This window comes from Bradyrhizobium sp. UFLA05-153 (assembly GCF_054185185.1).
Genome location: NZ_JBBIAM010000228.1, coordinates 1 through 7002, shown reverse-complemented (window position 1 = coordinate 7002; position 7002 = coordinate 1). Strand labels below are relative to the sequence as shown.

Genomic DNA, 7002 nt, shown 5'->3' with positions numbered 1-7002 from the left:
GTCGCCTCGCATATGCGGGGCGGAAAAAAAAGAATCAACGGGCCTCCGCCTCAGCCAACCATGCCCGCCGTACGTCACGCCATCGTCGATCTCATCCTGCGGCCGCCGGCTCCGTGGTGTCCGTACTGCCGAAAACAAATCCTTGAAGAGGCCCCGCACAAACAGTTTCTGCCAAAGTAGTGCTAGCTAGAGACTCAGCGCGAAGCGCACGCGGGGTATCGCCGATAGCCCGCATTCGCCGCAACGATTACATAGAAGCAACTTGCAGCAGCCTGATTATCCAGTAAACCGCCCGCTCCTCTCACAACTAGGAAATATCATGGCAAAGGCCAAGAAGACTACCACGCGGCGCGAGTACACCCGCGACGACGTGAAGGCGCTCAAGGCGCACTCGAAGGCGAGGACGCCGATCGCCAAGATCTCGAAGCAGATGAAGCGTTCGATCCCGGCACTGCGCGCCAAGGCGCACCAGCTCCGCATCGGCCTCGGCCACCAGCGGTAAGATCAGCGCGAAGCGCTCGCTACTCTCGGCGTTCAGCGCTGACACGCCGCCGGCGCAGCTCGGCGCGGCGGCGCCACTTCAGCCAGGTGATGACCCGGCGCGGCCGGCCGCGGCTCGTCTCGATCAGGCGCAGCATCTCCGACCGCAGCATCAGCTGCCGACGCAGTTCAACGATCGACGGGATATCCATAGGCCCTAGCCTACCCTCTGGCCCGACTATCTGCTGCCGTGGGTTGCAGGGGGTCAATAACATGCGTTTAGCAATCATCGCCACAGTCTGCTTTGCCGGTGCGCCGCTCGTTTCAGTCCAGGCTCTTGCCGGCGGGACCGGCGTCATCGTCTCGGCGTCGGCCAGCGATCGTGCGGCCAATTCGTCGCCGCGGTCGGCCAGTCGCCGGTCGGTGCGGTGATGCAGCATCCAGCGGCGGATGGCAGCAAGTTTTACGGCGAGCTGATCCGCTACCACGAATGGATGATGGGCTTCGTGAGCGGCTACAACTCTGCGTATGAGGGGAATACCGACGACCAGATCAGGGTCGACCTGAACGCGCTGGATTTGTGGCTCCGGAAGTGGTGCAACGACAACCCGACCATGGCCGTATCTGAGGGGCACCGACATTCCGCGCCCAGATGGCCGGTAAGAGGTAAGGATCAGCGCGAAGCGCTCGCTACCCCACCACGGCCGGCGGGAGACGAGCGCGCCGCCGGGTTGGATCATCCGATGATGCCTCGCGGGTCGATACCTCGATTCGCGGCGACGTAGTCGATCTCGCCGCGCGTAGTGCCGATGTCCATTAGCTCCCGGTCACTTAGATCGCACAAGGTGGCTCGTAATCTCTGGCGGCTGTGCCGCTCCTGTAGCGCACTCCAACATCTGTTGAAGAAGCTGGATTCGCGTCGCGTCGATGGGGCGGTCTGTCCCAACCCTGTCGCACCATAGGTCGTGCTCATCGCGGCAGCTCCCTGGGTGTGATTTCTACTCAGATGATGCCAACGCACGGGAGGGCACGCTTCACATTCGGCTTACATTCTCCTCACTGGCAGCTTATTCTTTACGTCCTGAGAGGTGCTAGGGCTCGGCATGATCAGAGCCTGAAGGATTGGCAGCTTGCGCTATCACTTCGAAGAGTTCGCACTCGACACTGACCGGCGCGAACTGCATCGCGGGACGGAAATGGTCTCCATTGCTCCACAGGTATTCGACCTGCTCGATTACCTGATCCGCAACAGGGAACGCGTTGTTAGTAAAGAGGATCTAATCAATACCGTTTGGAACGGCCGTGTCGTGTCCGATGCAGCACTGACGACCCGTCTCAATGTCGTCCGCAGCGTGATTGGCGATTCCGGCGACGAGCAGCGCCTTATCAAAACCCTGCAGCGCAAGGGATTCCGCTTCGTCGGAACAGTGCTCGAGATACGGGGCCCGGGATGCATTGCAGTTCCCAACGACCGCGTAGAACCGCAGAAATCGGCCCTCGCGCTCCCCGACAAACCCTCCATAGCGGTGCTGCCGTTCCGAAATATGAGTGGTGATCCCGATCAGGATTACTTCGCTGATGGCATGGTAGATGAAATCACCACAGCGTTATCACGGTTCAAATTTCTCTTCGTGATCTCGCGCAATTCAAGTTTTACTTACAAGGGGACAGCCGTCGACATCAAGCAGGTCGGGCGCGAACTCGGCGTGCGGTACGTGCTGGAAGGCAGTGTACGCAAGGCAGCCGGAAAGGTCCGCATCATCGGCCAATTGATCGATGCCGCGACGGGGGTGCACCTTTGGGCCGATCGATTTGAAGGTGACCTGACCGATATGTTCGCTCTCCAGGATCGGATGACAGAGAGTGTTGTTTCAGCCATTGCACCAAAAATGTTTCAAATTGAAATCGGTTTAGCCGCACGTCGGCCGAATGACTTTAGTGCGTACGACCTTTGTCTTCGAGCAGTACCGCATTTAACCTCACGCTCCCCGGGCGGAACGATCGAGGCCCTTCGGCTTGCCTCTCGCGCCTTGGAGATTGACCCCCGGTATGGCTTTGCTGCGACCCTTGCAGGAACCTGCCACTTTGTTAATGTTGGTGAGGGATGGGCGGCAGATCCGAAATCGGAAATTGCGGAAGGATTGCGGCTTCTCCGATTGGCAATTCGCATCGACGAGAACGACTCCGACGCGTTGAGCGCACTTAGCCGTGCAACGGCTATGTGGTCTTGCGATTTCGATACTGCGCGAGAGTTGGCGGACCGTGCGGTCTCCTCTAACCCTAATGCAGCCGACGCATGGGTCCATCGAGGTCACACTTACTTGCTAGCGGGACGGCCGGAAGAGGCGATCAGGAGCTTTGAGCGCGCCATTCGAATAAGCCCATTTGACCGGTTACTTGCTTCAAATTTAGCAGGAATGAGTTTTGCCTACATCGAGCTTCGTCGCTTTGGCGAAGCAATCGTCGCAGGGAGGAACGCCCGACGTCAGAACCCCTCCTATGCGGCAGCTCACCGCTGTCTCGCGTCCGCTTTCGCGCATCTCGGACGCGACGCTGAGGCACATGAGGCAGCAGCGCGCGTGCTTGAGTTCGACCCCGCCTTCACAATATCTGGGTGGATCGCTCGGGGCGGGCAATCCAATGCGAAACTGGTAATCGAGGGTTTTCGGAAGGCGGGGTTGCCCGAATGAACCCGGTGCACTTGTGCCGACGAGGTCTTGGAATGGCCGCTTCTGGCCCCATCAGCGAAGTGGTCGCGCGCCTCGTTGAGGTCTGGACACGGGGGTAAAGCGGACCAGATTTGCTCACACCGAGTTCTTCGCATTTTGTCGCGTTGGTGCGGATGCCGCCTGACCCTTTGCTAATCCAACGGCAAGCCGTGTGTGCCCGCTGCCTTCACCGATGCGGCCAGTGAACTCCGAGGGGCAACCACGTTACTCAATTGTGCCGCGCTCTATGGCATGCGAATTGAAGGCAAAACTGCAAAAACCAGCATGGCGACAGCGAGGATCGCCACAACGTAACCGAGATCGGTGTTAAGCCGAGCAAGCGGGTCGTAGGGAGGTTCGGTTATCTCCGAAGCGATGCGATTATCCGGCCCACTCGGAGCGCCGGGCGCAAGCAAGGTTCGTTGCGAGCGTCTTGAGGCCGCTCTCCGTGTGAAAAACATGTACAGCAAATAGCCGTCGATCAAAAATGTGAGGACCAGGATGACATAGGCCCAGGGGCTTTCCACCAAGTTCAGCTCGATCAATACCCGAGAGAAACCGAATCCCACGACCCACGCATCAAAGCTCATGCACATCCGACGAAACGTCTCCGCATCCAGATGGCGGATGACATAGGCGCCGAGCGGTACCCCAACCGCAACGCAGGGAACAAGCACCCATAAGATGTTTTGGCTTTCCGCCGTGAACAGGCCAAGCTGGTAATAGACGATGGCCGTCACGCTCGACTCGGCCACGCGAACCAATGCGAGACCGGCCCGGAACTCGGTTTTGACCAGACCCTGGTTGTTGAACAGCATCGCCAGCGGCGGTCCCGAGATGGTGGTGACCGAATACAGGATGCCTAGTGCAGTTCCAAAGGGAAGACCGACCCACCATGTCTGCCGAATTGGTCTCCGAAAACCGGCTGCCTGAACCAGGATGAGGGGCAGAATGAGTGCGTAGGTCCCGAGTTTGATCCAGCCCGGCTGAACCGTAGTGAGAAGCAAGGCTCCTAGTCCGATGCCGGGGAGGAGCCCGGCGATGATTGGAAACACCCTCTTCCATACAGCTGCCACGCCGTTCAGATTGATAAATAGAACGTAGAAGTTGGTGGCCACCTCGACCAGCACGACGGCGGGATTCAGGATGCGGTTTGCATAGAAAACGAGGGCAACCGGCACGGTGAGCGAGGAAAACCCATAGCCGAGCGCGCCATTTACGAAGGCTGCAAGAAAAGCGATGCCAGCGAGGACGATCACCGCAGTATCAAGAGGAGGCATCGTTGGCTCCCCCATACGGGGAATGATCGCCCGCGAGGCGACCGACCTTTATCCTATCACTTCTAGCGGTCTGTTTGCAGGTTGGAACCCTGCCGGGCCCATCAGTGATTTAAGAAAGATTCGCACCTCGGATGCCCCCTAAGCGCCTCCTCCACCATAGGGCTGACAACCGGAAGGTGACGGACAGACTTCCAAAACGGCGCTTTTGACCCAAGGACGGACTCTCAGCAGGAACGCTGCTCCGTTAACAGACGAAATTCCTCTTTTGTCGGAATAGGAAAGATGATCGTGACGATTCCGATGAAGCATTTTTGGGAAAGACAGTCGGTTTTCTGGTGTCTCCCTGCTTTGCTTTTGCTGAGCGGTTGTGGCGGGACGACGCCCGAGTGTGATTCTTTCGATACGCGCAATACGGTGGTTAAGATCGTTTCAGACAACAGCGACAACGCGCTTGTCAACTACGCTGTCAAGAATTCGAGCGCGGTCGCGGCGATGGTAAGTAATACGAGCACTGAAGCCGAAAAATTAGCCATTTGGAAAAAGGCGAGACAAGGCGCCGCATATCGGTTGGATGATACAATACGCACAAATTCAAGAAGCAAAGCCAAGCGAGCAGTTACTTGTACCGGGTTGTTGCATGTGACCGTTGAGGATGTAACAGCGCAAAAAGAGGTGGACTTTAAGGTAGAACAAGCTGCGGACGGCAAGATTTCCATTTCGATCAGTCCGTTTCAATTTTGACCGATGCGACGTCATTGGCGACTACCGACGAGGTAGGCGAGTTCATTGGCCCTTCTGAAGTGTCCGCATGCCTGGTCGAGGTCCGGCGCGGTATTGCGGACCCGATTTGCTCTCGTTGAGTCTTCGCCTGTTGACCGGTGCGGACATCAATCGAGTCGGAAAGCACGATTCTGGCTCTTTCGCCTCTTCCAGAACGAAGGTTTGGCCAGATAGGATAGGCTTTCTTGACCCTTGGGGGCGGATATGGCGCGGCCATCAAGAAGGGGCGGCAAGACGAGTGTGGCGAAAACGCGCAAGGCCGGCTCAATAAAGGACCGCAACCCCGGCAAGACCAAGCGACGCACTGCGCCATCCGCCGCCCCAATAAAGCGTTCGTCGGTCTCGAGTCTTGGCAAAGAGCTGAAGGAAGCCCGCAAGCAGCAGGCGGGGACGGCCGAAATATTGAAGGCGATCGCCAGTTCGTCTGACGACGTGCAGCCGGTGTTCGAGGCGATTGTGGCCAGCGCCAAACGGCTGATGGGCGGAGACTCGGCCGCCGTGTTCCGCTTCGTCGATGGCGTGGCTTATCTCAAGGCTTTTACGCCGACCACGACGGAGGCCGACGAGGTTTTGCAGAACGAGTTTCCGATGCCCGTTTCGAATTTCCCGCTGGCGCAGCAGGTACTGAACGGAGAGACGGAGCAAATTCCCGATACCGAGACCGGCAAGGAATTCCAAATCAGAATCGCGCGCGCCCGCGGCTTCCGCAGCATCATGTTCTCGCCCCTCATGCACCAAGGGACGACGATCGGCATGATAACCATTACGCGGCGTGAGCCCGGCCGGTTCGCCGATCACCACGTCCAGTTGCTGCGGACTTTTGCCGACCAGGCCGTGATTGCGATCGAAACCACGCGGCTGTTCAATGAGGTGCAGGCAAAAAGCAATGCCCTTGCATCACTTATCAGTCGGCCAGCGGCAACATTCTCAGCGTCATCGCGTCGTCACCGACCAAGGTCGAGCCGGCACTGCAAGCGATTGTCGAGAGTGCGCGCAAGCTTTGCGACTCCTATGACACCGGCCTCTTGCTGAAGATCGGCGATGACCTGCATTACAGCGCGCATCATGGACCGATCCCAATCGGTTTAAGCAAATGGCCGATCAATCGACGATGGGTCACCGGCCGCTGCGTGGTCGACAAGACGACCTTACAGGTCTCCGATCTGCTTTCTGAGGAGGGCGACGATTTCCCGGAAGGACGGGAACACTCACGCCGAATGGGTCACCGCTGCATCCTGGCCGTTCCGTTGCTGCGCGAGGGCGAGGCCATCGGCGCAATCGGGCTTCGCCGCCTTGAGCCGGTCCCCTTTAGCGAAAAGCAGATTTCGCTGCTGCAGACCTTCGCCGACCAGGCGGTGATCGCGATCGAGAACGCGCGGCTGTTCAATGAGACGCAGGAAGCGCTGGCGCGGCAGACTGCGACCTCGGATGTGTTGCGCGTCATCAGCGGTTCGGTGGCCGACACAACGCTGGTCTTCGAGAAGATCCTCGACAGTTGTGAGAAGCTTTTCGCCACCGAGCAGCTGGGCATCTTCGTGATGCAGCCCGATGGCCAGGTGCATGCGGGAGCCTGGCGCGGCGCCGCTCTCGAGGCGGTGATTGAAACCCTTCCCAGGCCGGTCGAACAGACTGCGACGGGAATCGTCATTCAGAATCGAAGCGTTCTCCATTTCCCGAGTACGCACACGTCGAAGGCCGCCTGATTGACGCATGCGCGCGGGCACGGCGAGGTCTATGATGGCGTTGGGTGAAGG

General features: G+C 58.6%; 8 protein-coding genes and 1 pseudogene. 6 read left to right on the top strand and 3 right to left on the bottom strand.

Going from position 1 to position 7002, the window contains the following annotated elements:
* Nucleotides 1-146, top strand: a pseudogene (locus Q2941_RS50060) (IS701 family transposase); the annotation flags it as partial.
* Between the two features lie 173 nt (nucleotides 147-319).
* Nucleotides 320-502 (top strand): hypothetical protein, encoded by a 183-nt coding sequence (locus tag Q2941_RS50055; RefSeq protein ID WP_458197317.1) that lies wholly within the window; start codon nucleotides 320-322, stop codon nucleotides 500-502.
* A 19-nt stretch (nucleotides 503-521) separates the two neighbouring features.
* On the opposite strand, the gene Q2941_RS50050 is transcribed toward Q2941_RS50055, so the two are convergent.
* Nucleotides 522-1220, bottom strand: a complete 699-nt coding sequence (locus Q2941_RS50050; RefSeq protein WP_458197316.1) for a hypothetical protein — start codon at nucleotides 1218-1220, stop codon at nucleotides 522-524.
* Nucleotides 1217-1453 carry a DUF1127 domain-containing protein gene (locus Q2941_RS50045; RefSeq protein WP_458197315.1) on the bottom strand — a complete coding sequence of 79 codons (237 nt, stop codon included), beginning with the start codon at nucleotides 1451-1453 and terminating at the stop codon, nucleotides 1217-1219. Before Q2941_RS50045 ends, Q2941_RS50050 begins: the two co-directional genes overlap by 4 nt.
* Before the next feature lie 157 nt (nucleotides 1454-1610).
* Here Q2941_RS50045 and Q2941_RS50040 point away from each other — a divergent pair, with 157 nt between their 5' ends.
* Complete coding sequence (locus Q2941_RS50040; RefSeq protein WP_458197314.1) at nucleotides 1611-3170, top strand: winged helix-turn-helix domain-containing tetratricopeptide repeat protein; 1560 nt, start codon at nucleotides 1611-1613, stop codon at nucleotides 3168-3170.
* A 263-nt stretch (nucleotides 3171-3433) separates the two neighbouring features.
* On the opposite strand, the gene Q2941_RS50035 is transcribed toward Q2941_RS50040, so the two are convergent.
* Nucleotides 3434-4468, bottom strand: coding sequence for a sulfite exporter TauE/SafE family protein (locus Q2941_RS50035; RefSeq protein WP_458197313.1), 1035 nt, complete (start codon nucleotides 4466-4468; stop codon nucleotides 3434-3436).
* A gap of 282 nt (nucleotides 4469-4750) precedes the next feature.
* Between Q2941_RS50035 and Q2941_RS50030 the strand changes: the two genes are divergently transcribed.
* The 3 genes from Q2941_RS50030 (at nucleotide 4751) to Q2941_RS50020 (ending at nucleotide 6951) form a co-directional block, all read left to right on the top strand.
* Entirely contained in the window at nucleotides 4751-5209 is a 459-nt protein-coding gene (locus tag Q2941_RS50030; protein ID WP_458197312.1) for a hypothetical protein, read from the top strand.
* 441 nt (nucleotides 5210-5650) lie between these two features.
* The gene (locus Q2941_RS50025; protein ID WP_458197311.1) at nucleotides 5651-6280 is read left to right on the top strand and encodes a GAF domain-containing protein; all 630 of its coding nucleotides are present in this window, start codon (nucleotides 5651-5653) and stop codon (nucleotides 6278-6280) included.
* Nucleotides 6172-6951: a GAF domain-containing protein gene (locus Q2941_RS50020; RefSeq protein WP_458197318.1), complete on the top strand. Its 780-nt coding sequence runs from the start codon at nucleotides 6172-6174 to the stop codon at nucleotides 6949-6951. The genes Q2941_RS50025 and Q2941_RS50020 overlap by 109 nt, the downstream gene beginning before the upstream one ends.
* Nucleotides 6952-7002 lie beyond the last annotated feature (51 nt).

Coding starts and splice junctions, on each gene's coding strand:
- Q2941_RS50045 (WP_458197315.1), bottom strand. CDS start 1,453: ATGAGCACGACCTATGGTGCGACAGGGTTGGGACAGACCGCCCCATCG.
- Q2941_RS50055 (WP_458197317.1), top strand. CDS start 320: ATGGCAAAGGCCAAGAAGACTACCACGCGGCGCGAGTACACCCGCGAC.
- Q2941_RS50050 (WP_458197316.1), bottom strand. CDS start 1,220: ATGATCCAACCCGGCGGCGCGCTCGTCTCCCGCCGGCCGTGGTGGGGT.
- Q2941_RS50035 (WP_458197313.1), bottom strand. CDS start 4,468: ATGCCTCCTCTTGATACTGCGGTGATCGTCCTCGCTGGCATCGCTTTT.
- Q2941_RS50030 (WP_458197312.1), top strand. CDS start 4,751: ATGATCGTGACGATTCCGATGAAGCATTTTTGGGAAAGACAGTCGGTT.